The sequence below is a fragment of the Beduini sp. genome, from assembly GCF_047239305.1.
GTDB lineage: Bacteria > Bacillota_I > Bacilli_A > Erysipelotrichales > Coprobacillaceae > Beduini.
In genome coordinates, this window is record NZ_JBKTEM010000003.1 from 300,906 (window position 1) to 325,661 (window position 24,756).

At 36.5% G+C, this 24,756-nt stretch carries 24 protein-coding genes and 1 other annotated feature; of the genes, 23 read left to right on the top strand and 1 reads right to left on the bottom strand.

Annotation, left to right across the window (positions count from 1 at the left end):
• The first annotated feature begins 76 nt into the window (after positions 1-76).
• The 9 genes from larE (at position 77) to ACLRVU_RS07840 (ending at position 7,939) form a co-directional block, all read left to right on the top strand.
• Positions 77-856: an ATP-dependent sacrificial sulfur transferase LarE gene (larE, locus tag ACLRVU_RS07800; RefSeq protein ID WP_412891421.1), complete on the top strand. Its 780-nt coding sequence runs from the start codon at positions 77-79 to the stop codon at positions 854-856.
• 223 nt (positions 857-1,079) lie between these two features.
• Complete coding sequence (gene larB / locus ACLRVU_RS07805; protein WP_412891422.1) at positions 1,080-1,823, top strand: nickel pincer cofactor biosynthesis protein LarB; 744 nt, start codon at positions 1,080-1,082, stop codon at positions 1,821-1,823.
• A complete protein-coding gene (gene larC / locus ACLRVU_RS07810) occupies positions 1,820-3,037 on the top strand; it encodes a nickel pincer cofactor biosynthesis protein LarC (RefSeq protein ID WP_147553454.1) in 1,218 nt (405 codons plus the stop codon). Before larB ends, larC begins: the two co-directional genes overlap by 4 nt.
• A gap of 94 nt (positions 3,038-3,131) precedes the next feature.
• On the top strand, positions 3,132-4,142 hold the full coding sequence (locus tag ACLRVU_RS07815) for an aldo/keto reductase (protein ID WP_147553453.1): 1,011 nt from the start codon (positions 3,132-3,134) through the stop codon (positions 4,140-4,142).
• A gap of 17 nt (positions 4,143-4,159) precedes the next feature.
• A complete protein-coding gene (locus tag ACLRVU_RS07820; RefSeq protein ID WP_412891423.1) occupies positions 4,160-5,314 on the top strand; it encodes an aldo/keto reductase in 1,155 nt (384 codons plus the stop codon).
• A gap of 136 nt (positions 5,315-5,450) precedes the next feature.
• Positions 5,451-6,452: a C45 family autoproteolytic acyltransferase/hydolase gene (locus ACLRVU_RS07825; protein ID WP_412891424.1), complete on the top strand. Its 1,002-nt coding sequence runs from the start codon at positions 5,451-5,453 to the stop codon at positions 6,450-6,452.
• 147 nt (positions 6,453-6,599) lie between these two features.
• Complete coding sequence (locus ACLRVU_RS07830; RefSeq protein ID WP_412891425.1) at positions 6,600-6,881, top strand: hypothetical protein; 282 nt, start codon at positions 6,600-6,602, stop codon at positions 6,879-6,881.
• A 25-nt stretch (positions 6,882-6,906) separates the two neighbouring features.
• Complete coding sequence (locus ACLRVU_RS07835) at positions 6,907-7,143, top strand: hypothetical protein (protein ID WP_412891426.1); 237 nt, start codon at positions 6,907-6,909, stop codon at positions 7,141-7,143.
• Between the two features lie 73 nt (positions 7,144-7,216).
• Positions 7,217-7,939 (top strand): RsiV family protein, encoded by a 723-nt coding sequence (locus ACLRVU_RS07840; protein ID WP_412891427.1) that lies wholly within the window; start codon positions 7,217-7,219, stop codon positions 7,937-7,939.
• Between the two features lie 8 nt (positions 7,940-7,947).
• On the opposite strand, the gene ACLRVU_RS07845 is transcribed toward ACLRVU_RS07840, so the two are convergent.
• Positions 7,948-8,613, bottom strand: a complete 666-nt coding sequence (locus tag ACLRVU_RS07845) for a Type 1 glutamine amidotransferase-like domain-containing protein (protein ID WP_412891428.1) — start codon at positions 8,611-8,613, stop codon at positions 7,948-7,950.
• A gap of 165 nt (positions 8,614-8,778) precedes the next feature.
• Here ACLRVU_RS07845 and ACLRVU_RS07850 point away from each other — a divergent pair, with 165 nt between their 5' ends.
• The 14 genes from ACLRVU_RS07850 to ACLRVU_RS07915 all read left to right on the top strand — a co-directional run bounded on the left by ACLRVU_RS07850 (position 8,779) and on the right by ACLRVU_RS07915 (position 24,711).
• A complete protein-coding gene (locus tag ACLRVU_RS07850; protein ID WP_412891429.1) occupies positions 8,779-9,699 on the top strand; it encodes a DUF3196 family protein in 921 nt (306 codons plus the stop codon).
• 65 nt (positions 9,700-9,764) lie between these two features.
• Positions 9,765-11,039: a trigger factor gene (tig, locus tag ACLRVU_RS07855; protein WP_147553446.1), complete on the top strand. Its 1,275-nt coding sequence runs from the start codon at positions 9,765-9,767 to the stop codon at positions 11,037-11,039.
• Positions 11,040-11,088: 49 nt separating this feature from the next.
• On the top strand, positions 11,089-13,413 hold the full coding sequence (gene lon / locus ACLRVU_RS07860; protein WP_147553445.1) for an endopeptidase La: 2,325 nt from the start codon (positions 11,089-11,091) through the stop codon (positions 13,411-13,413).
• A gap of 49 nt (positions 13,414-13,462) precedes the next feature.
• On the top strand, positions 13,463-14,068 hold the full coding sequence (gene yihA / locus ACLRVU_RS07865) for a ribosome biogenesis GTP-binding protein YihA/YsxC (RefSeq protein WP_147553444.1): 606 nt from the start codon (positions 13,463-13,465) through the stop codon (positions 14,066-14,068).
• Positions 14,069-14,141: 73 nt separating this feature from the next.
• Entirely contained in the window at positions 14,142-14,795 is a 654-nt protein-coding gene (locus tag ACLRVU_RS07870) for a TetR/AcrR family transcriptional regulator (protein WP_412891430.1), read from the top strand.
• Positions 14,782-15,186 (top strand): FMN-binding protein, encoded by a 405-nt coding sequence (locus ACLRVU_RS07875; protein ID WP_412891431.1) that lies wholly within the window; start codon positions 14,782-14,784, stop codon positions 15,184-15,186. The genes ACLRVU_RS07870 and ACLRVU_RS07875 overlap by 14 nt, the downstream gene beginning before the upstream one ends.
• Before the next feature lie 163 nt (positions 15,187-15,349).
• Complete coding sequence (locus ACLRVU_RS07880) at positions 15,350-17,098, top strand: EAL domain-containing protein (RefSeq protein ID WP_412891432.1); 1,749 nt, start codon at positions 15,350-15,352, stop codon at positions 17,096-17,098.
• A 322-nt stretch (positions 17,099-17,420) separates the two neighbouring features.
• The gene (locus ACLRVU_RS07885; RefSeq protein WP_412891433.1) at positions 17,421-18,185 is read left to right on the top strand and encodes an HAD-IIB family hydrolase; all 765 of its coding nucleotides are present in this window, start codon (positions 17,421-17,423) and stop codon (positions 18,183-18,185) included.
• Between the two features lie 48 nt (positions 18,186-18,233).
• Positions 18,234-19,052 carry a hypothetical protein gene (locus tag ACLRVU_RS07890; protein WP_412891434.1) on the top strand — a complete coding sequence of 273 codons (819 nt, stop codon included), beginning with the start codon at positions 18,234-18,236 and terminating at the stop codon, positions 19,050-19,052.
• Complete coding sequence (locus ACLRVU_RS07895) at positions 19,049-19,969, top strand: hypothetical protein (RefSeq protein WP_412891435.1); 921 nt, start codon at positions 19,049-19,051, stop codon at positions 19,967-19,969. Before ACLRVU_RS07890 ends, ACLRVU_RS07895 begins: the two co-directional genes overlap by 4 nt.
• A 187-nt stretch (positions 19,970-20,156) precedes the next feature.
• Positions 20,157-20,642, top strand: coding sequence for a hypothetical protein (locus ACLRVU_RS07900; protein WP_412891436.1), 486 nt, complete (start codon positions 20,157-20,159; stop codon positions 20,640-20,642).
• Between the two features lie 53 nt (positions 20,643-20,695).
• Positions 20,696-21,142: a hypothetical protein gene (locus ACLRVU_RS07905; RefSeq protein ID WP_412891437.1), complete on the top strand. Its 447-nt coding sequence runs from the start codon at positions 20,696-20,698 to the stop codon at positions 21,140-21,142.
• 62 nt (positions 21,143-21,204) lie between these two features.
• Positions 21,205-21,408, top strand: a binding site (T-box leader).
• 38 nt (positions 21,409-21,446) lie between these two features.
• A complete protein-coding gene (locus tag ACLRVU_RS07910) occupies positions 21,447-22,067 on the top strand; it encodes a hypothetical protein (protein WP_412891438.1) in 621 nt (206 codons plus the stop codon).
• Between the two features lie 10 nt (positions 22,068-22,077).
• Entirely contained in the window at positions 22,078-24,711 is a 2,634-nt protein-coding gene (locus tag ACLRVU_RS07915) for a valine--tRNA ligase (RefSeq protein ID WP_412891439.1), read from the top strand.
• Positions 24,712-24,756 lie beyond the last annotated feature (45 nt).

Sequence of the window (24,756 nt, forward strand, 5' to 3'; positions counted from 1 at the left end):
CATATATTTTGAGCAGCCAAGTCAATTTAGGGGATCTGTTCTTGAATTAAGGTAAATGGAAAGAAGGGAGCATCTAGTGGATAAATTACATGCATTAAAGCAAAGATTAACAGATTATCAAAAAGTAGCCATTGCATACAGCGGTGGGTGCGATTCCAATTTCCTATTAAATGTTGCGCTGCAGACATTGGGAGAGAAAAATGTGCTAGCGATCTTATGTGTAGGAGACATGATGTCAAGAGAAGATCTGGCAGAAGCCAGAGCGCTGTTAAAAGATGTACAGCACGTAGAGATTCCGATCAATGTATTAAGTGTCGAGCAATTCGCACATAATGCACATGACCGTTGTTATCACTGTAAGAAGATGATTATGAGCAAGGTGATCAAAGCGGCTCATGCACAGGATTTTAAATTTGTCCTTGACGGTAAAAATAAAGATGATGAAGGTGTTTATCGTCCCGGTATTCAGGCTTGTTTAGAATTAGGTATTCTATCACCGATGGCAGAATGTCAGCTAAGCAAACAAGAGATCAGAGAATATTCTAAGATGTTAGGCATCGTAACACATGATAAGCCGGCAAATGCGTGTTTGGCATCACGTTTTGACTACGATACGCTTTTAACCAAAGAAGAATTAGAAAGAGTGGATAAGGCTGAAGCATTATTTCATCAATTAGGAATTTATTATGTAAGGGTAAGGGTGCAGGATGAGCTGGCACGCATAGAAGTAGAAAAGAAAGATTTTGCCAAAATAATCGAACATTCAGAAGTGGCAGAAGCATTAAAAGCCTTGGGCTTTCGATATGTCACCTTGGATTTGGATGGAATCATAAGCGGCAGCTATGATAAAAAATAAATGTTCCAGCATATTGAAATGTATGAAGAGTTATAGAAGTAACTGCGAAAGGGAACAATGAAGCAATTAATAAAGAAAATAATTTTATCGATATTGCAATTCTGGGAAGAAAGCATTGTCATGGGCTTTGGGAGCTATTGAACATGCGATAAAGTAGAATTTCCGGACTTTTTGGCGTTTCATCAACAATTCATACATGGATAAGAAATGAGAGGTGGTTAAGATGAAAGTAAAAGATATATTGGAAAAAGTTAAAAAGAATGAGTTATCTATAGAAGAAGCGAGTGAATTAATCGATAATCCATTAGACTATGCCACGATTGATTTCAATCGTGAAAAAAGAACAGGGGCCTCGGAAGTGATTTATGGGGCTGGGAAGACCAAAGAACATATTGCCGGCATTATCCAAAATATGTTGGATCATGAAGTTCCTAATATTTTAGTCACACGCTTAGATGAAGCTAAGCATGATTATTTAAAAGGACTTTATCCCGATTTTGTTTATGATGCGCTTGCACAGACATTTTTATTGAATCGAATACAAAGACCAAAAAATAAAGGCTTGATCGTTGTCGCGTGTGCCGGAACATCGGATTTGCCTGTCGCAAAAGAGGCGGTAATTACAGCTAGATATTTGGGTAATGAGGTGGAATTGATTACAGATGTCGGCGTGGCAGGCATTCATCGGCTTTTTAACCGCATGGATGTCATTGAAAAGGCAAGTGTCATTATTGCCATAGCAGGAATGGAAGGCGCATTGGCATCGGTAATCGGTGGTTTAACGGATAAGCCTGTTATTGCAGTTCCAACTTCGGTTGGGTATGGGGCAAATTTCAATGGCTTGGCGGCTTTATTAGCCATGTTGAACAGCTGTGCCAGCGGAATCAGTGTTGTCAATATTGACAATGGGTTTGGTGCCGGATTTATGGCACATACGATTAATAATTTAGGAGGAAAGAAAGAATGAAAGCATTATATTTTGACTGCACCAGTGGGATTAGCGGAAATATGACATTGGGTGCTTTAGTAGAGATTTTAGGAGATCATACTTATTTACTTAATGAATTAAAGAAGCTTCATGTTGACGGGTATCATATCCATATCTCTAAAAGTGTGAAAAATGGGATTACTGGGACTTATGTCGATGTTCATTTAGAAAATATAGATCATCATCACCATCATGAGGGGCATAGCCATGAACATTCTCATGACCATGAAGAACACGATCATAGTCATCAACATGTACATCGTAATCTATTTGATGTCAATAAAATCATTGATGATAGTGAAATAGCCCCATCGGCAAAAGCGTTGGCGAAACGTATTTTCTTACGTGTCGCAAAAGCAGAAAGCAAGGTGCATAATGAAACATTAGAGAATGTTCATTTCCATGAAGTGGGCGCCATCGATTCGATTGTGGATATTATCGGAACTGCTGTACTAATCGATAAAATCTCACCGGATATTATTTACAGCAGTGTTGTCAATGACGGATACGGTTTCATTGAATGTGCTCATGGAACGATTCCTGTTCCGGTACCGGCTACAAGTGAAATCTTTGCAGCCAGCAATGTCATTGCCAGACAGATCGATATTGATACGGAATTAGTGACACCGACAGGGGCAGCAATTATTGCTGAACTTGCCAGCAGTTATGGTACAATGCCGGCAATGAATGTAGAAAAGATCGGCTGGGGAAGCGGAACCAAAGATTTAAAGATCCCCAATGTCTTAAAAGTAGTCTATGGAGAAATCAAGAAAGAAGACGATGACATTATTGTCATTGAAACAAATATTGATGACTGCAATGGAGAAATATTGGCATATACTTTAGAACAGTTATTTAAGAATAAGGCTTTGGATGCTTTCTTTACTCCTATTTATATGAAAAAGAATCGTCCTGCTTATCGATTAACTGTTGTCTGCAAAGAAGAAGAGCTGCAAGCTATGCAGGATATTATCTTTAAGCAGACAACAACGATTGGAATGCGTTATCGTCGTGAACAGCGAGCGGTATTAGAGCGTCAGATTAAAGAAGCAGATACGCCTTATGGGAAAGTAAGGATAAAGGAAGTATCTCATCAAGGAAACACATATCTGTATCCTGAATATGAAGACCTAAAGCGAATCGCAGATGATAAGGGGATTGCGATCAAGGAACTTTATACATTGTTTAAATAGACCGTACAGCGGTCTTTTTTTGATAAAAATCTTGACTTAGAGTAAACTCTAAGTGCTATGATGGGTATAAGGAAGATCGAAGGGAGAATAAAGAATGGAATATGTAACTTTAGGAAGAACACAAATAACAGTTAATAGAAATGGCTTTGGTGCTTTACCCGTACAACGTGTTTCAAAAGAAGAAGGGGCTGGACTGTTGAGAAAAGCCTATGAGAATGGAATTAACTTTTTTGATTCCGCAAGAGCTTACAGTGACAGTGAAGAAAAAATTGGATTAGGATTAAGCGATGTACGTCAGCATATTTATTTAGCGACAAAAACTATGGCAACAACAATAGAAGGCTTTTGGAAAGATTTAGAAACAAGCTTAGAAATGATGAAGACCGATTATATTGATATTTACCAGTTTCATAATCCTTCATTCTGTCCAAAACCGGGAGACGGAAGCGGATTATATGAAGCGATGCTGGATGCTAAGGAACAAGGCAAGATTCGTTTTATTGGTATTACCAATCATCGTTTGCCAGTAGCAATGGAAGCAGTAGAATCCGATTTATATGATACTGTACAGTTTCCGTTTAGTTATATTGCGGATAAAAAAGAAGAAGATTTAGTGCGTGCATGCAAAGAAAAAAATATCGGTTTTATCTGTATGAAAGCTTTATCAGGGGGATTGATTACACGTGCCGATGCGGCTTATGCTTATCTAGCGCAGTTTGATAATGTACTGCCCATCTGGGGAATCCAAAAAGACAGTGAATTAGATGAATTTATTCAGTTTAATGAACAGCCGCCGGTAATGAATGAGGAGATCAAGGCATTGATCAAGCATGACCGTGAGGAATTGGCTGGTGAGTTTTGCCGTGGGTGTGGGTATTGTATGCCATGTCCGGTTGGTATTCAGATCAATACCTGCGCGAGAATGTCCTTGTTGCTGAGACGTTCACCTGCCGGTGGACATTTGTCAGAAAAAGGGCAGGAAATGATGAAAAAGATCGATGACTGTCTCAATTGCGGTCAGTGTAAAGCACATTGCCCGTATGGATTAGATACACCGGAATTATTAAGAAAGAATTATGAGGATTATAAGACCTTTTTAAAGTAAAATAAGGGGGAAGAAAAATGGAATATCGTATTTTAGGGAGAACCGGCATTAAAGTCAGTGCTGTTGGTTTAGGTGGTGAAGGCTTTGAAGGGAAAAATAAGGAAGATACTAAGGTCATTGTGGATAAAGCAATGGCGGAGGGGATCAACTTTATTGACATCTATAATTCCAATCCAGAAGTAAGAAGTCATGTAGGGGATGCTTTAAGCCACTATCCGCGGGAAAGTTTTGTGATTGAAGGACATTTAGGCTCTATGTGGGAAAATGGACAATATCGCCGTACACGCAATATGACAGAAGTAAAAGTGTCCTATGAAGATTTTTTAAGACGTATGCAGTTAGATTATGTCGATGTAGGCATGATTCATTATGTGGATGATCAAAAAGATTTCGATCAGATATTCAAGGGATCGATGATTGATTATGCCAAAGACTTACAGGAAAAAGGAATTATCAAACATTTAGGATTGTCAACACATAATCCGGATATTGCCTTTAAAGCGGTGGAAAGTGGAGTGATCGATGTCATTCTATTTAGTATCAATGCAGCTTATGATATGCTGCCAGCCAGTGAGGATGTTAATATCTTGTTTGAAGACAGTACCTATAATGATCGTACTTATGAGGGAGTTGATCCTAAACGTGACCGCCTGTATCAGACTTGCCAAAATGCAGGAGTAGCACTAACTGTGATGAAAGGCTTTGGTGCCGGTATCCTGTTAAAAGATGAAACCTCACCGTTTAAAAAAGCATTAACACCTGTTCAATGTCTGCATTATTGCTTAACCCGCCCGGCGGTTGCTTCCGTAGTGGTCGGCATCAGCAATGTAGAAGAATTATTGGCAGCGTCAGCTTATGCAGCAAGCACAGATGAAGAAAAAGATTACAGCCAAGTATTGGCGAATGCACCGCGCTCAGTCTTTAATGGACATTGTATGTATTGCGGTCACTGCGCACCCTGCACGAAGAAAATTGATATTGCCATGGTCAACAAATATTTAGATTTGGCATTGATTCAAAAAGAAGTGCCGGAAACATTACAAAATCATTATGACTTATTGGAACACCATGCCAGTGAGTGCATCGAGTGTGGCGCTTGTATGCGTAATTGTCCATTTAGTGTGAATATCATTTCTAAAATGAAACAAGCCGCAAAACTATTTGGACATTAAAACATTATTTAATTAAAAATAATGTTTTTTTCCTAAATAAAAGTTATTTTTTTAATGTTTGACAATAAATTTTTATTGTGTGACAATCAACCTAGGGTTAGCGCTAGCTCTCAAAAAATGCAAAAGGAGAGCAACTATGAATCATTCAGAATTTAAAGGAACACATTATCAATCAGGCTATGATTATGGCTGTCATTTATTAAAGGAAGGGATATCTTTAACCAGTCTGCCTATTATCTTCAATGAGCCAAAGAGGCTAAATTATGTCAGAGAAAGTCAGAAAATCTATGCTGAATATTATCCGGAAATTTTAGAGGAAATCAAAGGCATTGCCGATGGACAACAGATAGATGCTCAGATTTTAATCAATTTTTTATTAAGTATGTACAGTTATACCGCAGATAATTTTTGTACTAGTTTTGTCATTCATAAAAATGGAAAGACATTCTTTGGACGTAACAGTGATTTTGCCTGTCATTTAGAAGAATCTTATGACAGCTGCTATTATCATTTAGAGGATTGTTTTGCCTTTATTGGCAATACTACTGCATTTAGTCAAATAGAAGACGGGATTAATGAGCATGGCTTAGCTGTGGGATTGACTTTCGTCTATCCGGTAGTGCTAAAACCGGGATTTAATGTCGGCTTCTTGGTTCGCTATATCTTAGAAAAGTGCAAAAATGTCAAAGAGGCGATTGAAGCCTTAAAAAGATTGCCGATCGGTTCTTCCCAAACACTGGTGCTTGCTGATCGTCAGGGAGATTTTGCTTTAGTGGAGTGCAACGCTGAAAATATCGAAATTCAGCGTGCCCCAAAGGAAGGCTTTGTAGTCGCAGCAAATGATTTCCATTTACCGATGATGTCGGCTTATCAAGCTCCGATCGAAGATGGTATTCATTCTCACGAACGCTACCAGACTGCTTTTGAAGCATTAAGCCACTGTGTGGATCCCGATCTTACATTTATTCAAGATCTGCTGTCTGGAAAAATGGGGTTTATGTGTCAATATGACCGCAGGCAAGGCATGGATACAGTATGGTCTAGTATTTATGATTTAAATACTAACCGAGTTTATCGTGCGGAGGGTAATCCTTCACACATTGATTTTCAAGAGGATCACCGATTAAATATAAAATAGTATATTATGGGAAAAGCAATCTGACTTTTCCTTTTGTTCTATTGATGAAATGATTAGACTAAAGATAAAGAAAAGTGAAATCTAAAGACAAAAGACCTGTTTAATTAAAATAGGAGGTATAGCATAGTAACTTATGCGGTAGTTGGAGTGTTAGATGAAAAAACAACGCAATATTTTAAAAAAATGTGGAAGGATTTAAATGAACGTCATCTAACGGATTATGGGACTAGCTATAATCATCGATACCCTCACATCACTTTTGCTGATTATGATGAGATCGATCAGGATAGATTCATCTTTTTATTAGATAGTTCACTTCACAATCAACAGCAAATCGAATTATCGCTTTCTATCTTGGGAACATTCATTCAATCAAAAACATTATTTTTGGCGCCTTTTGGCGCCGGCTTTTTCGCAAAAATTATATGATCTGCATGCTTGTATCCATAATAACATGAAAGAATTTGATCTGGATCATAGTTCTTTTTATCTTAAGGATCGTTGGAATCCGCACTGCACGATTGCCAGTCGTTTAAAGGTATCAGAAATGAGTGAGATCATTCATTATTGTCAGCTGTATTTAAAACCGATGGTAGTGCGATTGGCTGAGGTAGCACTCATCGAAATTACTTTGAATGCTTCTAACATAGCAGTAAGTGACCGCGTTTTGTATTCAAAAAAATTGAAATGATGGCATTTATTGGGCTTTAAATTAAGTTATTTACCATACTAAGAATGGGAGATGATAATGAAAGGAGGCACACATGAAAAAAATAAGAGATGTGCTTTTGGCAAGTACGCTAGTGATGTCTTTATTATGGCAGTCTGCTGGGATTTATGCGGCAGCTCCTGAAGAAGAAATTATGAAAGATGAAGTACAGTTTGTGACAATCAGCAATGATACCTATCATCTTTATGGAGCGGAAATCAATGTGGTGATCAAACATATTGAACACGTGGAAAACAAGGAAGTAGAAAAGAGAATTAATGCCTTGATCGATCAGTCGATCGAAGATATTCTAACTAAGCAGGAACAGGAATTAAAAGATGTCTATCAGGAAAATCATCAGATTCATACTGAAATCGGTTTGAATTTAAGTGATTATTATGTAGATGATAACCTAGTTTCATTTAGTATTGATTTTTTGCAGATTATGGCTTCCTCTTTTCAGGAGAAAACGTATCATACGATTGATTTGAAAACCGGGGAAGATTACAAGCTTGATCATTGGTTAGGTAAGGATTATGCAGCAATGGTTAAAAATGAGGTCGTTAGACAGATTGATTTACAAAATAAAGAAAACGGCAGTGATCTTTATTTTATGGATGAAGTCAACAAACTGACGATTCCGCCAGATCAATCCTATTATATTAATAAGGATGGACAAGTGGTGGTTACCTTTCCAAAATATCAGATTGCTCCCGGTTATCTAGGTATGCCAGAATTTATCATGCCCGTTAACATAAAAGAGGTCACTGTGAAGTGATCTCTTTCCTATATAAATTGATGAACATCGCCGATGCAAGTTAATTGTCTGTCCTCTACGATGACAGCTCCTTTATCACCGATCCCATATACTGGCAAATGATAATCGCTGATCGCTTTTTTAATAGCATTTTGTTGAACGGGGGTATTTTCAAAATGGCATTCTATGTCAAAACCATGCAGAATATCTAAGCCATTCATATAAAAATAATGATCGTAGTCATCATCGGGTGTCACGTGAGCACGATGAAGCTGGATCATTGCTCCTGCACTAAAGCCCATGATTAGACCGTTGAATTGCTGTAAAGAGTCTATTAAATCAAATTCAATCAAACGAACCTTCAGCTGATCCGGTAAACCACCAGTGAAATAGATGATATCTGCTTCACGGACAAGCTGTTTAGCGTTGGTTTTATCTTCTGTACTGAAATAATTAATCCAGTAGATGTGTGAAGCAGGAATGCCATAGCTATGAAAGCCATTCGTGATGGATGAATAATACTTTCCTGAATCAGGATGATACAAGGCATCAAAATCTTGCTGGGATTGAACTTCATTTCGTTTGAAAGAAAACGGAATAATCAGAACCTTATCAGTAGGATGAATGTAATTTTTAAAGGTTTCAAAGCACCATGGTTCAGCCGATATGTTTTCCATATGCAAAATATTTATCATGATTGGAAGCCTCCTTTTTTTCAGTATATTCCTTTTGAAAAGAAATTGATAGAAGATAATTCTAAACAATAGAACAAAATGATTGATTTAATTTTAAGATATGATATAATCGTAGCAGAACAGTTAGCACTTATGTAGTGTGAGTGCTAGAATGGAGGTGAGGATATGGTAGAAGAATATATTGAAGCCGGTGAATACAGCGAGGCCTTAAATTTACTGCAAGACATTGATGATGAAAGAACGCGTTATTTGCGGCTGGTCTGTTTATTTGGACTAAAAGAATTGAAGCGGGCTAAAGAGGAAGGCAAGGTTGCTAAGGCAATAGCCGGAGATACTTATTATGATGTTGTATCGATCTATTTATCCGTTTTAAAAGAATTAGAGGAATATGAAGAAGCTATTGATATTGTGGTAGAAGAGCTATCCATGCCATACATTCCTTATCAATATGAAGCTTTGTTTAATGCTGCTTATGATGAATTGCTTTTAGCTAAGCAGGAAGCGAATGCTTTGATTGAAACAAAGACAACCATCTTTAAGGAAGAAGAAATCGAACGTGTTTTGACTAATTTTACGAATGAGGATTTGCTTTATATGGCGATCGATCAGATGCAGTCCATGAATATTCGTGCTTTGCTTTATTGTATTCGTCCGTTTCTTCTAAGTCCCGATGCCCCCTCATTAGCGAAGTCACTGATTATTGAAATACTGATTGATCAGCAGGTGGATGAGGAATTAGAAATATGGAAACATGATCAGCGCTATGAGATCAACCCTTCTTATTTAAGCAGAACAGATGAAAGTGAAGCTTACAGTGAGATTGGCGATCAGCTGATGAACCATCTTGAAAGTGATAACCCATCCTTATTATTAGTGTGTTTGGAATTCTTGAATTACTTTATGTACGATCAGTTCCCACGCTTTATTGATGAAGAGGAATTTGCCTTGATTGCCGCTGCTATTCACTATTATTTAGCGACACTTCAGTACATCGAATTAGATCTTGAAGAGCTAAGTTACAGCTACGGAGTTGAAAGTCAGGAAATATTAGATAAAATTCAAATATTGAAGCAAATCACGATATAAATTGTTTGATATATGCCTGATTATCATGTATAATAGGGTACGATTGAAATTGGAGGAATTATAAAATGAAAAGTAATTGGACAAAATTAGAAGGTAGCGTTGGGGAATTAACAGCTGAATTCACTGGTGCTGAATGGAAAAAAGCACAAGAAGAAGCTTTCAATAAATTAGCCAAAAACGTTAAATTAGATGGATTCAGACCTGGTAAAGCACCTGCTGCTTTAATCAAGAAAAGAATCTCAAAAGCAACAATGCTTCAAGAAGCATTAGAAATTATCTTATCAAAAGAATATGCAGCTTTATTACAAGAAAACAATGTAGAGCCAATCGCTCAGCCGGAATTAAGCGTGGACAGCATTGATGAAGAGAAATTAGCTGTAAAATTCAAAGTAACAGTTAAACCTGAAGTAACTTTAGGACAATATAAAGATTTAGATATTAAGAAAGCAGCTGTCAGAGTCACTCAAAAAGAAATTCAAGCAGAATTAGAAACTTTAAGAAATGAATTTGCAGTGCTTGAGATAAAAGAAGAAGGAACAGTTGAAAACGGAGATACAGCTGTGATCGATTTCGAAGGTTTCTTAGATGGTGTTGCGTTTGAAGGTGGAAAAGGTGAAAGCCATCCATTAGAAATTGGTTCGGGATCATTCATTCCGGGATTTGAAGAACAAGTAATCGGAATGGGTGCAAATGAAACAAAGGATATCAATGTAACATTCCCAAAAGATTACCAAGCACCTGAATTAGCAGGAAAAGAAGTTGTGTTCAAAGTCACTGTTCATGAAATCAAAACAAAAATCTTACCTGAATTAGATGATGAATTAGCAAAAGATACAAATATTGAAAATGTAGAAACTTTAAAAGATTTAGAAGCTCATGTGAAAGCTCAGTTAAAATCTCAAAAAACTACAAAAGCGGAAAATGAATACAGTGAAGCTTTATTCAAACAAGTGGTTGAAAATGCAACTGTAGATGTACCGGAGGTCATGGTTGAACAAGAAATGCAGCAAATGTTGCAGGAAATCATGGGGAACTTACAACAGCAGGGATTAGACTTTGAGACATTCAAAGCGATCACTGGAAAAACAACTGAAGATATTAAAGAAGAAATCAAAGAACAAGCTGAAAGCAGAGTGAAGTTAAACTTAGTATTAGCTGAAATCGTAAAAGCTGAAAAATTAGAAGTAACTGAAGAAGAAATGAATCAGGAATTAGAAAATATTGCGAACTACTATGGTAAAGATGTTGAAGAAGTGAAGACTGTATTTGCTGGACAAATGGGGGCTATCGCAAGTGACATCTTAAATAGAAAAGCCATTAAGGTGATTAAGGGCGAATAATTAAGACGCTTCGAGCGTCTTATTTTAAACACTTAAGGAGGTGTACGTTATGTCAAATGAAGATAAAGTGGTATTAGAGTTACCGGTCATCTGTACAAGAGGAATGCTGGTATTTCCTGGGAATCGCTTGTCATTAGACGTCGGAAGACCAAAGAGTTTAAATGCGATCAATGATGGAAACAATTTGTACGATAAAAATATCGTCTTTGTTTCACAGGTCAATCCTTTGGATGAAGATCCTGGATATGAGGCTGTTTATCATGTCGGAACACTTTGCAAAATCCAAAAGAAAATTAGACGAGATAACAGTGGGGTTATTAAATTAACGGTTGAAGGTGAAAAACGTGTCAATATTCTTTCACTGGAAACTAAAAATGAATGTTTATATGCAAAAGTAGAAGTCTTGATGGACGAACACGGTGATGAAAATGAAGAAGTAGCCTTAGTTAGAAGAATCGCTTCTTCTTTAGAAAATGCCGGAAATCAAATGGTGGGAATGCCGCGTGATGTATTAAACAGTTTAACGGCGGGGGTATCTGCTGGATTCCTATCTGATTCTATTGCTCATTATTTACCAATGAAATTGGAAAATAAACAGAGATTGTTAGAAACGTTGAATGTCAATGATCGTTTGATGCTTGTGATTAATGAAATGGAATCTGAAAAGATGATCAATGAAATTGAACAGAGCATCAATAAGAAAGTAAGAGACAGCATTGATGAAAATCAGCGTGAGTATTACTTACGTGAAAAAATCAGAGCGATTAAAGATGAATTAGGTGACACGACTAATAAAATGGATGATGCCGATTCAATTCGTGAAATGCTTGAAAAGAATCCTTATCCACAATACGTTAAAGATAAAGCAGAAGAAGAATTGAAGCGTTTTGAAATGATGCCGCCGGCATCTTCTGAAGCTAATGTCGTACGTAACTATTTAGATTGGTTATTGAAGACACCTTGGTATCAGGAAACACAGGATAACGAAGATTTAGAAGCAGTTGAAAAAGTCTTGAATGAAGATCATTATGGCTTAGAAAAAGTAAAAGAACGTATTTTAGAACAATTGGCTGTTAAACAAATGACACAATCATTAAAAGCACCGATTATCTGTTTATACGGTCCACCGGGAGTTGGGAAAACCAGCCTAGGAAAATCGATTGCACGTGCGTTAGGTCGTAAATTCGTGAAAGCTTCATTAGGTGGGGTAACCGATGAATCAGAAGTAAGAGGACATCGTCGTACTTACTTAGGAGCAATGCCGGGACGAATCATTCAAGGAATGAAAAAAGCGGGTGTAGTTAACCCTGTCTTCTTGCTGGATGAAATCGATAAGATGTCAAGAGATTATAAGGGTGATCCTTCAAGTGCGATGCTGGAAGTATTGGATCCTGAACAAAACTCTCAATTCTCTGACAATTATTTAGAAGAAGCCTATGATTTATCAAAGGTTCTGTTTATCGCAACGGCAAATAGTTTAGATACAATTCCGGGACCGTTAAGAGATCGTTTGGAAATCATTGAGTTGTCTTCTTACACGGAACAAGAAAAAGAAGTCATTGCTAAAGAACACTTAATTCCTAAGGAATTAGTGGCACATGGCTTAAAATTAGATCAATTAGCTTTCTCTGATGAAGCGGTGATGTGTATTATCCGTCACTATACAAGAGAAGCAGGTGTGCGTCAATTAGAAAGATTAATTGCGAAAATCTGCCGTAAAGTAGATGTCAAAATCTTAAAAGAAAAAGTAGAATCTGTTTATATCGATGAAAAAGATATTGAAGATTATCTTGGTAAAAAGATCTTTGATCATACAAAGAAATTAAAAGAAGCACAAATTGGTGTTGTTACCGGATTAGCTTATACGCAATATGGCGGAGATATTTTGCCAATCGAAGTTAACCATTTCAAAGGAACGGGTAAATTGATCATCACCGGTCAGTTAGGTGATGTCATGAAAGAATCTGCATCGATTGCATTCAGCTATATTAAAGCAAATGTAGAACGTTATGGAATCGATCCCGAAATCTTCGAAAAACAGGATATTCATATCCATGTTCCGGAAGGCGCAATCAAAAAAGACGGTCCAAGTGCCGGGGTGACATTAACGACAGCGATTTATTCTGCCTTTACGAATAAGCCGGTAAGAAGCGATGTTGCGATGACCGGAGAAATTACATTACGTGGGAATGTACTGCCAATCGGCGGATTAAAAGAGAAATCAATCTCTGCCCATCGTTCAGGCATCAAGAAAATCATTATCCCTAACGATAATCAAAAAGACATTGAAGATATTCCACAAATTGTCAGAGATGAATTAGAAATCGTTTTAGCGGATAATATTGACACAGTATTAGAAAATGCATTAGTATAATAAGGTAGTGTAAGACTACCTTATTTTTCTTAGTAAAGCAGGTGAAAAAATGAAAGTAATAAAAGCAGAATATATATTAAGTGCGGCATGGCAGTCACAGTGGCCGGAAGAAGGTGTACCGGAAGTTTGTTTAGCGGGGCGAAGCAACGTTGGGAAATCCAGTTTTATCAATACAATGCTTTCACGCAATGGATTAGCGAAGGTATCAGGCACTCCGGGAAAAACACGAACATTAAACTTCTTTAATGTAAATGACAGTTTGTACTTTGTCGATGTTCCCGGATATGGTTATGCGAAAGTAAACAATAAGATTAAAGAACAGTTCGGTGAAATTATTGAGACCTATTTAAATCATCGTAAAACTCTGAAATGTATGATTTTATTAGTAGATTTACGCCATAAACCGACACATGATGATATTACTATGTATGAATATGTTAAATACTATAATATTCCCGTTATCGTAGTAGCAACAAAAGAAGATAAAGTAAAACGCAATGACCTGAAAAAGAATGAGAAACTGATTAAAGAAACGCTTGGTTTTCATGAAGAAGATTATTTTGTTCGTTTCTCTAGTCTAAAGAAAATAGGAATTGATAAAGCGTGGTCATATATCTTAGAATTATGTGGATTAGAAGACAACGAAGCCCAATAAGGGCTTTTTTTATTGACTTCTTTTCTTTTTATCATATAATTAAACTATAAGTTTAATTAATTAAGGAGAAATTATGGGAAGAAGAAAAAAACAACCTGCCAGTCTTCATCGTGAAAGCATTGCCTTATCCGCTCAAGAGTTATTTTTTAATAAGGGGATTGAAGCGGCAACGATGGATGATATTGCCAAGGCGGCGGGTTACAGCAAAGCAACACTATATGTTTATTTTGAAAATAAGGAAGAAATTATCGGTGTTTTAGTATTAGAAAGCATGAAAAAATTGCTTTTTTATATAACTAAAGCCATAAAGTCTAATTCGGATACAAAAACACGCTATGAAGCAATCTGCAGGGCTTTAGTTCAATATTATCAGGATTATCCTTTCTATTTTGAACTGGCACTCAGCAAAATTAATATTGATTTTAATAATGAAAAATGGCTTCCGGAAGAAAAAGAAACGTTTCGGGTAGGGGAAGAGATCAATGCATTGCTTATAAGTTTTCTAAAAGAAGGGATCCTATCTCAAGAATTAAGAGAGGATCTGGCGATTTTACCAACTCTATTTGCCTTTTGGGGAATGCTGTCAGGAGTCATCACTTTAACCGATCATAAAAAAGAGTATCTTCAAAAAGAATTGAGTCTCTCACCTGATGGGTTTCTTCAATACAGCTTTATGATGCTGTATCAATCAATTGAGAAAGGAACTGAAACAAATGAAGAAATTTAATAAGAAGATTATTTACGGCAGTATTATTATTTTATTAATCGGACTGGCAGGATTAGGAATTTATTTGAAACAGGTTAGTGACTATCAACATAAAGTCAGTGAACTCTCTATTCAAAATATATCGCTCCAATCTATAAAAGATGGTGTTTATAAAGGAGAGTGTGATGTTCATTTTATTAAGGCGGCTGTAGAAGTTACAATTAAAGATGGTAAGTATGCACAAATCATTTTAGTTGAACACAAAAATGATCGTGGAAAGGCAGCCGAAGTCATCATTGACGAAATCATGGCACAGCAGAGTTTAGATGTCGATATAGTATCAGGGGCAACCAATTCCAGTAAGGTGATTTTAAAGGCAATTGAAACAGCGTTAATCAGTGAAATTAAATAATGATTTGGTTCTGTCTTTGACAGAACTTTTAATTTGCAGATAATGAATAGAAGATTGCAATAGCACTGAAACATCTTGAAAATTATATTCAAAACGCCTAAAATGAAGATAGTGAGGTGTTGCATGATTGAAGGTTGAGCAATGTCTAAAGGGGGAGTGTTGAATGTTAGATGTAGAAGAACAGTGGATTGCAATGACCAGAAAGATAGTAGGATTCTATTTTGTATCACATGAATATGAATTACTCACCTCGTTTATTTCAAAACAGATTTCTTGGATTGGGACATTAGAAGATGAAATATGTCATAATAAAGACGATATCTTGTATTTCTTTAATAAAGAATATGGTCTTTACAAGGATCAATATAAATTATCCAATGAACAGTATCATGCGGTTAAAATAAATAATCAAACAGGAATTGTCTGGGCTACTTTAAACATCAATGCACCGGACTTGCCTAATGTCTTGGTACGACTTTCCGTGGTATGGGGGAAAGAAGACGGTGAATGGAAGATTTTCCATGTACATAATTCGATTCCCGATCATATACAGGGCGAATATTATTTTAATATTGAAAATGCAAAAGCGGCTTATCAGGTCATGGATGAACGGGTAAAATTAGCGGCTACTACGGACAGTGTCACCCATATTAAAAACAGAAATGGCTTTTGCAATGCTGTTAGTAAGCTTATGCATGAACATCGAAAACAAAACTACGCCTTAATCAAGTTTAAGGTGCAGAATTTTCGCTATATTAATCAGCGCTACGGCTACAGCAATGGCGATCGTCTGCTTGAAAATATTGCAAAGAATGTTAAACGTTCATGTAATCAAGAAGAGACTTGCGGAAGAATTGAAAAAGACACGTTTGCGATTCTTTATCAATTTGAAGACCGTGAATCCTTAAATCAGCGCTTATATCAGTTGAATGATGATTTAATAGATAGGAGAATGAAAAGGAAACTGTTTTCAGAAGTGTATTTGCTGATCGGGGTTTACTTGATCCCGCAAAATTCCAAAGAAAGCATTCCGGCAATGCTGGATAAGGCATTGATCGCACTCAATCAGATTAATGAAACACAGCGTGAAAAAAATATCTTTTATTATCAAGAAGAAATGATGAAGCAGCAGTATCATAATAATTTCATTTTGGAGCAGGCAATGATTGCTTTTGAAAAAGATGAATTCAAACTTTTTATTCAGCCACAGTTCGATATTGAAAGCGGGAAAACGGTTGCCGGTGAAGCGCTGACAAGATGGATAACGGAAAGCGGTGAAATGATTATGCCAAATGAATTTATTCCTTTATTTGAACAGCATGGATTTATTTGTGAATTTGATTTTCATATGCTGGAAAAACTATGTCAGACCTTACGCCATTGGATGGATGCCGGTATGGATATTCAGCCAATCAGTATCAATCAGTCGCGACTGCATATCAATGAGTCGGATTATTTGGAGCGTTTTTGTCATATTGTCGATACGTATTCGATACCACACTGCTATATTACGTTTGAATTAACAGAATCTGCTTTCGTAGAGGAGAATGAGCGAATGTTGACATTAGCCAGTCAGCTTCATCAGATGGGCTTTCAGTTAGCAATTGATGATTTTGGCACCGGATATGCTTCATTAAGCTTACTGAGTGTGGTGTCGGCAGATATTCTCAAAATCGATAAAAGCCTGCTGGATGGCAGTGAAGTTAATCAGAGGTCTTATGTCATTTTAGAAAAAGTGATTGAAATGGCTCATGATATGGGAATGATTGTTGTGACCGAAGGCATTGAAACAAGAAAACAACTGGACTTTTTAAGAGAATTGAACTGTGATATCGGTCAAGGCTATTTGATCAGCCGTCCGATTGCCGCAGATGAGTTTAAAAAGTATTGGCTGAGTCCTGCCCTTTCATAAATAATGGAATTAACACACATATCAGAAACTATATGTGTGTTTTTATATGCTGAGAAATTTATGGATAAGAAAAATCTATGGCATTTCTTTCTCATGTTTTAAAGCTTTCTTTCATATACCATATCCATGTAGAGGAGAAAAACAATAGGGTATACGATGATATTTGCCTGCATAGAGAAAATATATGTTTTAGATGAAGAAAAGCATCATTTACTAATGAACTAAAGAGTCCATCCCAGCTCTTTTCATTTTCAGTAAAAGGATTCTAAATATTGTCCGTTCTATGATACACTAGAGCTAATTAGAATTAAAGGAGCAAATTATGAAATACTTATTCTTTGATATTGACGGTACTTTAGTTGATGAGCATAAACATTTACCTGACAGTACAAAAAGAACGCTTGAAAAATTAAAAGAAAAGGGACATTTCATTGCCATTGCGACAAGCCGACCTTATGTTTTGACTTATTTACAGGCGGAAGCATTAAATATTGAGAACTATGTCTGCGATGGAGGAGATGGCTTAGTAATAAAAAATAAAATTGTTGAACTGCTGCCGCTTAACTTGGAAGATTGCCTAGCCGTGGCAAAAGAATGTATTGCCCATCAAATTCCTATTGCCACATCGATCGATACAACCAACAATCGCTATAGCACCGATGGCAGATTTATTGAATTAAACAGTTCTCTAAAGAATGCTTTTGATTTTATCACAAAAGCTGATTTTGATGTATTTCAAGCTAAAGCTATACATAAAATGTGTCTGCATCTTACTATGCAAGAGGAATTTCTTATTCCTTCTTTGAAAAAAGTGCCGCATTATCGTATTTCACCGAGTTGTATCCTAGTAGAAGCCATTGACAAATATCGCGGCATTGAAAAAATGGTGGCTCTCTTAAATGGAAATCATCAGGAAATCATTGTCTTTGGCGATGGTATGAATGATTTAAAGATGTTTGAACAAGCACCTTACAGTGTAGCGATGGGGAATGCGGTAGAACCATTAAAGAAAATAGCTTCTTATATTACTGCGGATATCCATGCAGACGGAATTGAACAAGCCTGTAAACATTTAGGACTGATTTAAGCATAAATCTGTCCTTTTTGCATATTCTTTTTTTAGGAGGGGAAAAATATGCAAAAAATATATCTCGAAAAATTAGTGGATTTAGATCATCAAATGAATGAATTATTGAGTATCTCAGTAGATGAATCCATCAACTACAAAATTGAAGAATCCGGAATGCGCGCACAAGGCAGAATCGATATTACCGGAGAATATTTAAAGATGGCTTCAAAAGAACGTTTCAATGAATTCTTAGAGATCGATATCTTAGCACCATTTGAAAAGATTACCGATCAGCGTGATTTTAGTATCAAAGTAGAAGATTTTGATTATAAAATTCAAAGCGGGAATTTATTAGTGACTATTCAGGCAAATATTTATGGCGTAGAAGCCAGTGAAGATCGTTTTTATAATGATCAAAGTTTAAGAGAAGATGAAGAATTAGATCAGGAACTGATTGATGAAATCAAAGATGTCATTTCTGCTGAACCGCCGGAAGTTAAAACAGAAGAGGCTGAACATGTTCATGAAAAACGCATTGATGTTATGCCCGAAGTAGCAGAAGTCATTGAAAAAGCGGTTGTAAAGCCGATGCCGGAACCTGCACCCTTAGAAGCGGAAGTCATTGCTCCGGTGACAAAAGAGGTGATGAAAGAAGCAGCGGTTGAGACACCCGTTGCTAAACGTGACCCATCTATTGATGATTTAATTGAAATCTCAGATCAGAGTGATCTTGTTCCTTATTATATTTATGTGGCATTAGATAATGACGATTATGATACCATTGCTACTAAGTATAATGTACCATCGGCAATGATCAGAGATTACAATCATGATGTCATGATCTCTAAAGGTACTTTGATCATTGTTCCATACTATGAATCATGATCGATCTGATAAAAAATGAATATAATTTAGATATTATTGGAATGATCAAAGTTAATGAAAATGTATATAAATTAAAAGTAGCAGACGGTTTCATAGCTTTGAAGTTTACTGAATCATATTCATTTGCACATAATTATTATTATATTAAAACGCTGCGTATCAATTGCTTTGTGCCGGTTATCTTAAACCTCCAGCAAAGCCCTTTGACACGTTATCAGAATCAATACTTTTATCTGATGCCGTGGTATGAATCAGATCTTGTACCGATGCGGGAATTAAAGCTGAAGTTTTATTTTGAAACCTTGGCATGGCTGCATAATCATACTTTTTATAATGTGAAAGTCAGCAAACAATATTATGAAAAGCTGTGCAAGGATATTTATGGCATCATTCAAGAAAGAGCGAATTATTACTATCAGCTGTTAGTGTATTGTGAACAGTCGTTTGACCGTTCACCGTGGCAGTGGATGCTTTTGATGAACTACTATCGCATTGAAAACAGCTTAAACTGTGCTTATAAGTATTTAGAACAGTTTCAATCAATGGTCTGCAATAAAGAGTATGTCCGAGTATCGCTTGTCTATATGAATTTTAAATATCAGCATATTTATCTTAATTATCAAAAACTGATTTCAATTGATCATATGAAGATTGATATGCCTATCTATGATATTTTTAATATGTATCAGCAAACCACCGATACCTTATTCGATTTAGACAGCTTATTTCAATTTTATTTAAATAAAGTAGTGCTTTATAATGATGAGCGAGTTTTGCTGGCAGCCTTGCTGTCTATTACACCAATCGTTGAATTAAAAGGAAAGAATATTGATAATGTCATACAGTTATCACGTCTTGTCTATTACATGGATTCTGTTTGTCGCTTGTCAAGTCAGCTGGTTAACTTTGAGTGCTAAAGGGGTAGGAAATTGAGAGATTCCTATGCCTTTTTATTTTTATGTAAGCGTTGACATCTTGCGGTAGGTTTGATACGGTAAAAACAGGGAGGGAGAGAATATGAAAAAAATAATTGTCTTGTGATTACTGGTATGTCTGCTGGGCTGTCAGTCAAAGCAAAAAGAACAGGCACCGGATGAGCCATATGTGAAAAACAGCGAACGTTATCGTTATACGTTTGAATCAATGCCGATCAGTGAAGAATTAAACAATCTTTTAAATGAGGACAATAAAGCTAGATTTTTTAAAGCGTATAATGGGAAACTTCTGTTTGAACAAGGAGACGATACGGTGACAGATCAAGTAGGAAGAACTCAAGCCTTATATGAATATGATCTTGAAACACAGGAATTAAAAAGCTTAGAATTACCGGGAGAGAACATTAAAATTTGGGATGCTGTTTATTATCAGGATCATTATATCTATATTGTACGAAATAAAGAAGACGGTTTAACAAGTATTATAGCGGAGAAGCAGAATCATGAAACAACGGTGCTGTTTGAAGAAATGGGAATTAGCTTTATGGGACATCCATCTTTTGAAGTTGCCGCAGACGGACTTTATTATTGTTTTTTTTTCAGGAACTTAATAATCAGCATTATACCAAGTATTAGCGAATTACACCGAAGTTAGAAACAGAGGTATTATGGGAAAGGAAAGATAAAGAAGGTGAACTGTTAAGCAGTTTGTATTTATCAAAAAATAAAGCGTTGGTTATAAATGACGATAGTTATATTTATATAAAAGATGGAAAAGAACACGTCATTGATTATACATCAAGAAGTCAGTTCATCTATCTGCTTACCGATTATTTAATTCTCGATGAGGAACAGTATTTTGATTTAGCGACAAAAGAGTGGAAAAGTCTGAATGATGCAAAACTGCCGGATCCTAAAAAATCAAGCTTTATTGATAATAATTCTGTTTTGTATGTCAATGAATCAAATGAAGTCCACGTTAGTTATTTTAATGATGGTAATATAGAAGATGAAAAAATTGGTGAAATCGATTTTGATATTCCTTCTTTATATTATTGGATCAATAATGAGCAGATTTTCGCAGCCAATTTGCCTTTAAAAGGTGAAACGAATTATAATTTTTATCTTATTCATCGCGAACTGATTGAAGAATAGATACAAATTAAGTAATAAATGATGAAGTTGATTGACTTCATCTTTTCTTTTTGCTATGATTTTATAAAGTGAAGAACAGGAGGAGTACTCCATATTTGAAATGAAGAGAGTCTTTGGCAGGTGGGAAAAGACATTCAGAGTGGACGAAGGTAGCCTGGGAGCTTATTTGATGAAGGAAGAGTAGTTAAATACGTGTCGCCGCGTTAAGGTGTTGAGGCATAGAAATATGCGAATTAAGGTGGTACCACGATGATTTCGTCCTTAGACAGGACGTTTTTTTATTTAAAAAATGGAGGAAATGAATATGTTAATGGTAATTTTGCAGGTATTTTTAGCTTTCTTTATTGCGTCAATGGTAGTCTCAATGTTTAAAAACAAAAAACAAAAGGGACAGCAGATGGCAGATTTACAAGAAAAACTAGCTGCTTATGAAACGATCACCGAAGAACAGATTTTAAATGCTACAGATGATGAAGTGATTGAAGCGGTGACGTATCATATGCTGGATAAAGTCGATTCCGATTATAAAGCGGCAATGGACGAATACAACGAAGAAGAAAAACAATTCTTTACGATGTATCAGCTTCAGGCAGTCTGTGAATCACCAAGAAATTCTGTCAATGATTTCTTTGTCAGTGCCAAAGAATTAGTGAAATATGTACCGATCATGTTTGATGAATTGGGAATGCCGGAAGGCAGTGCGATTTTCAATGAAGCAAGAGCCTTGTATTTAAAATTTGAAGAAGAGTATAAACGTGATATCGATGAAGTGGTCGATGAGCTTTACAATGAAGAAGAGGAAGAAGCAGAAGAAAAGAACTTCTTTGATTATACAAAAGAATTAAAAGAGATTTTTAAATCAGAAACATACAAAACCGCTTTAGCGAAATATGTGAAAGATCATGCTGAAAGCTTTGTAGGATAGGGGGATTTATATGAAGAAAGAATTAGCGCCTAAATATGACCATCATTTGGTTGAAGAAGGAAAATATGCTTCATGGCTGGAAAAGAAATATTTTGAAGCGGGAGATACAAGCAAAAAGCCTTATGCGATTGTGATTCCTCCGCCTAATGTTACAGGGAAACTGCATTTAGGTCATGCCTGGGATACGACACTGCAGGATATGATCATTCGCTATAAACGTATGCAGGGATATGATGCTTTATGGCTGCCGGGAATGGATCATGCCGGAATTGCTACTCAAGCAAAGGTTGAACAGCGACTGCGTGGAGAAGGACTGTCACGCTATGATTTAGGACGTGAAAAGTTCTTGGAGCAGGCTTGGAACTGGAAAGAAGAATATGCCGCTACGATTCGCCAACAATGGTCTAAATTAGGGTTATCATTAGATTACAGCAAAGAACGTTTTACTTTAGATGAAGGATTAAGCAAGGCGGTACGTAAAGTATTTGTTACCCTTTATGAAAAAGGACTGATCTATCAAGGGGAACGTATCATTAACTGGGATCCAGCACAGCGTACGGCGTTATCGAATATTGAAGTTATTCATAAAGAAGTAGAAGGCGCAATGTATTATTTCCGTTATCAGTTAGTAGACAGCGATGAACAATTAGTCATTGCGACGACCCGTCCGGAAACAATGTTTGCCGATACTGCCATCTTTGTTCATCCTAAAGATGAACGCTATCAGCATCTGATTGGTAAAAAAGCAATCAATCCGGCAAATGGGGAAGCTTTAGAAATTATGGCAGATGATTATATTGATATGGACTTTGGGACAGCTGTGATGAAATGTACACCGGCACATGACCCGAATGACTTCCAATTAGGGAAAAAATATCATATGCCAATGCCAATCTGCATGAATCCTGATGGAACGATGAATGAATTGGCACATAAATATCAGGGGATGGATCGTTTTGAATGTCGTAAAGCGTTAGTGGCTGATTTCCAAGCGGCAGGAGTCGTTGAAAAAATTGAAAAACATATTCATCAGGTGGGGCACTCTGAAAGAAGCGATGCGATCGTTGAACCTTATTTATCAAAACAATGGTTTGTTAAGATGGAACCACTAGCAAAACAATTATTAGATAATCAACAAACAGAGGGTAAAGTAAACTTTGTACCGGAGCGTTTTGAAAAAACAGTAACACAATGGATGGATAATATCGAAGACTGGTGTATTTCTCGTCAGTTATGGTGGGGACATCAGGTGCCGGCATGGTATCATAAAGAAACCGGAGAAATCTATGTCGGGATGGAAGATCCAAAGGATAAAGAAAACTGGATCCAAGATGAAGATGTTTTAGATACATGGTTCTCAAGTGCGTTATGGCCTTTTAGTACACTGAATTGGCCGGATGAAGAAAATGAATTATATCAACGTTATTTCCCAACTAATGTATTGGTTACGGCTTATGATATTATTTTCTTTTGGGTAAGCCGCATGATGTTCCAGTCATTAGAGTTTACTAATCAAAGACCGTTCCAAGACGTTTTAATTCATGGGTTGATCAGAGATGCTGAGGGAAGAAAAATGTCGAAGTCTTTAGGAAACGGTGTCGATCCGATGGATGTTATCGATCAATATGGGGCAGATGCTCTGCGTTTCTATCTTACTACGAACTCAGCACCGGGAATGGATCTTCGCTATGTTCCAGAAAAAATGGAATCTACTTGGAATTTTATTAATAAAATATGGAATGCTGCACGTTTCGTATTAATGAATACACCAGAAGATCTGGAATATCAGGATATTGCTTTAGAAAACCTAAATATAGCCGATCAATGGATCTTATCAAGATTAAATTCAGTGATTAAAGTGGTCGATGAACAAATGGATAAATATGAGTTTGTCAATGTCGGAAGTGAACTTTATAAATTTATCTGGGATGATTTCTGTTCATGGTATATCGAATTATCGAAAGTAAGTTTAAACAGTGAAAATGCACAAGAAAAAACAGCGACGGTTCATACCTTGGTTTATGTACTGAACGCTATTGTGAAACTGCTTCATCCGTTCATGCCATTTGTAACAGAAGAGATTTATCAGTCCATTCCACATGCAAAAGAATCGATCTGTATTGAAGAATGGCCGGTGGTAAATGAAGCGTTTAATTTAGCGAAAGTGGAAGAAGAAGTCGCTTATTTAATCGATATTGTTACCGGAATACGTGAAATACGTGCCAACTATACAATCAAAAATGCTAATGAGATTCATTATATGATCATTTCTTCTGATGACCAGTTAGCAAAACGCTTAGAAGCTTATGCTCCTTTTGTGAAAAAGCTATGCAATGCGATCAGTGATGGAACGAGCGGTGAAGTGGCTTCTAAAGATGCAGCGACGGCAACCATTAAAGGCGGAAATATTATTCAGGTATCTTTGGTTGGATTGATTAACCTTGAAGAAGAAAAACAAAAATTAGAAAAAGAATTAAATAAATTAACTGGGGAGATCAAACGCTGTGAAGGAATGCTGGCAAATCCAAACTTTGTGGCAAAAGCTCCGGCAGCGAAGATTGAAGCAGAAAAAGAAAAGCTAGAAGATTATCGCAAAAAATATGAAGCAGTGAATGAACAATTAAAACAAATGATACAAGGGTAGAGATGTTCTCTATCCTTTTTAGTATGCTGGAATAAAGCGCAGTAT